The following is a 2659-nucleotide window of genomic DNA, read 5'->3' as shown; positions in this document are numbered from 1 at the left end:
CCGCGCCCGACAATCTGTTGATACAAACTGACCGATTCAGTGGGGCGCAATATGGCGATAAGATCCACATGCGGCGCATCAAAGCCGGTGGTCAGTACCGCGACGTTCACTAAAAACTTTAACTGTTGCACCATGTGTTTTAGCGCCACGCTATGCTGAGTGGTCAGGCTTTTTTTTACCGCCACCGGGCAACAATGCTCGCATCCCATCGCATTGGAATAGAATTTACGGGCTTGTTGAATGGCGGCCGTGGCGGTGTAGAAAGTCCCGAGAAAGCGCCGTGCACCATCGGAAGGGAGGAACGGGCAGCCTGTTGCATGTACCACATGGTTGTCGTTATAGCCTGCATGCTTATCGACGTAATAATAGAGTTGCATCTAACGTCCTCATTGCTGTGAAAAAAGAAAATCTAACTATTGTTGGAATAAAATGGATTATAGCGACGAATTGTCGTTTTGTTTTAAGTGGGACTAGTTGAAAGCGCGATTCTGACGGCTTAAGCGAGAAGCGGGGCGCAGCGGCCCCGTCGTTTAGATGAAAGGTATTACAGTTTTCGGCACTGTAAACGCCAGCCGACGAACAAGGCCAGCAACAGCAACACACTGATGAACAGCGTCACGCCCGTCCAGCCATAGCTGTGCCAGAACACACCGCCTAACGTGCCCGCCACGCTGGAACCTACGTAGTAGCTGAACAGATAAAGTGACGATGCCTGGCCTTTGGCGCGGCGTGCGCGTGGACCAATCCAACCGCTGGCAACGGAGTGCGCGGCAAAAAAGCCCGCTGTAAACAGCATCATGCCGGGCAGTATCAGCCAGAGTGAATCAAAGGCGGTGAGCAACAACCCAGCCAGCATAATGGCGGTGGCGCCAATCATTACCGGACCACGGCCAAAGCGGCTGGTCATCGCGCCTGCTTTAGGAGAACTCCACGAGCCGGTCAGATAAACCACCGACAGCAGACCCACCACCGCCTGGCTTAGCGACCAGGGTGCGCTCAACAAACGGTAGCCAATGTAATTAAACAGCGTCACAAACGCGCCCATCAGCAGGAAACCTTCTGCAAATAGGAACGGCAAACCCTTGTCGCGCCAGTGCAGGCGGAAATTGATAAATAAACTCCGCGGTCGCAACGAAGCGGGACGGAAATGACGTGATGCCGGCAGAATCTTCCAGAACATCAGTGCGCCTGCTAGCGAGAAGCAACCGATCACCCCAATGGCTAAACGCCATGAGAAGAAATCGGTCAGCACCCCGGTGAGCAAGCGTCCGCTCATGCCGCCAATTGAATTGCCGCTGATGTACAGCCCCATCGAGAAGGCAATAACACGGGGATGAATCTCTTCACTTAAATAAGTCATACCGACCGCTGCCACACCGCTAAGAGACAACCCAATCAGTGCACGCATCATCAAAATGCCTTGCCAACTGGTCATGGTGGCTGAGATCAACGTGCAAATGGCGGCAAGCATTAAGGCAGTGACCATCACCGACTTACGCCCGATGGCATCGGAGAGCGGGCCGGTCACCAGCAAGCCCAGCGCCATCAAACCCGTTGAGAGTGACAATGAAATACTGCTCTCAGCGGGAGAGACGCCAAACTGCTGAGACAACACGGGCAGAATCGGCTGCACACAATACAGCAGCGCGAAGGTGGCCAATCCAGCGGAGAATAATGCCAGCGTGACGCGCATAAACTGCGGCGATCCACGTTCAATCCATTCGGAGGAGGCTACGGTTGAATCAGGCTTAGCGGACAACTCGTCTTCACGAATTGTCACTGCCTGGGAAGAGCGACTCACGGAATATCCTTAGATGAGGAACGGTCTGATTACTTTAGGAAAATGGGAATAGGTTGTACAATATATTAATAATCTCAAATGAGACGTTTAAAGTATGAATATTGAGTTGCGCCATCTGCGGTATTTCATCGCCGTTGCGGAAGAGCTGCACTTTGGCCGCGCGGCGCAGCGGCTGAATATCTCCCAACCGCCGCTCAGCCAACAGATTCAGCAGCTGGAGCAGGAGATTGGCGCACAGCTGTTTACCCGCACTAATCGCAGCGTGCAGATCACACCTGCTGGTCAGTTGTTTTTACAGGATGCGCGCGTCATTCTGCTGCAGGTTGAACAAGCCGCCAGTAGGGCAGCGCGTGTGCACAGTGGACAGGAAGGCGAGCTGCGTATTGGTTTCACCTCTTCCGCACCCTTCACCGGCCTGGTTTCGGATGCGCTTTATCAATTTCGTCAGCGTTGGCCGGAAGTGCATATTTCGATGCAGGAAAATAACACGCGCCAGCAGCTGGCACCGTTGCATGAGGGTCGGCTGGATTTGGGCGTGATGCGCAACACGCCGCTGCCGAGCGATTTACAGCATCGGGTGCTGCTGCGTGAACCGTTGTGTGCGCTGGTGCATTGGGCACATCCGCTAGCGGATGCCGAATCGATCTCTATTCAGGCACTGGCCAACGAGCCCTTTGTGTTTTTTGATCCACAGGGGGGTACCGCGCTGTACGGAGAAACACTGGCGCTGCTGCACCGTTATCAAATCAAACCCTTTATTACTCAGGAGGTGGGCGAGGCGATGACGATTCTCGGTCTGGTCGGCACCGGATTGGGTGTTTCCATATTGCCGGCCTCATTTCGGCGTGCGCGACTGGC

At 54.2% G+C, this 2659-nt stretch carries 2 protein-coding genes and 2 pseudogenes; 1 reads left to right on the top strand and 3 read right to left on the bottom strand.

Annotated elements, in window-relative coordinates:
* The 3 genes and pseudogenes from H7A81_RS27870 to H7A81_RS26750 form a co-directional block, all read right to left on the bottom strand.
* Window positions 1-134, bottom strand: a pseudogene (locus H7A81_RS27870) (helicase-related protein); the annotation flags it as partial.
* Window positions 129-377, bottom strand: a pseudogene (locus H7A81_RS26755) (hypothetical protein); the annotation flags it as partial. The pseudogenes H7A81_RS26755 and H7A81_RS27870, both read right to left, overlap by 6 nt.
* A gap of 167 nt (window positions 378-544) precedes the next feature.
* Window positions 545-1801 carry an MFS transporter gene (locus tag H7A81_RS26750; protein WP_182059281.1) on the bottom strand — a complete coding sequence of 419 codons (1257 nt, stop codon included), beginning with the start codon at window positions 1799-1801 and terminating at the stop codon, window positions 545-547.
* A 94-nt stretch (window positions 1802-1895) separates the two neighbouring features.
* Between H7A81_RS26750 and H7A81_RS26745 the strand changes: the two genes are divergently transcribed.
* Window positions 1896-2659, top strand: a 764-nt coding sequence (locus H7A81_RS26745; protein ID WP_182059280.1) for a LysR family transcriptional regulator, incomplete at its 3' end; no start/stop codon positions are given.

The sequence above is a fragment of the Pantoea sp. ME81 genome (assembly GCF_903970985.1).
GTDB lineage: Bacteria > Pseudomonadota > Gammaproteobacteria > Enterobacterales > Enterobacteriaceae > Pantoea > Pantoea communis.
The sequence above is the reverse complement of the archived record's forward strand: the minus strand, read 5'-3'. Positions and strand labels throughout refer to the sequence as shown.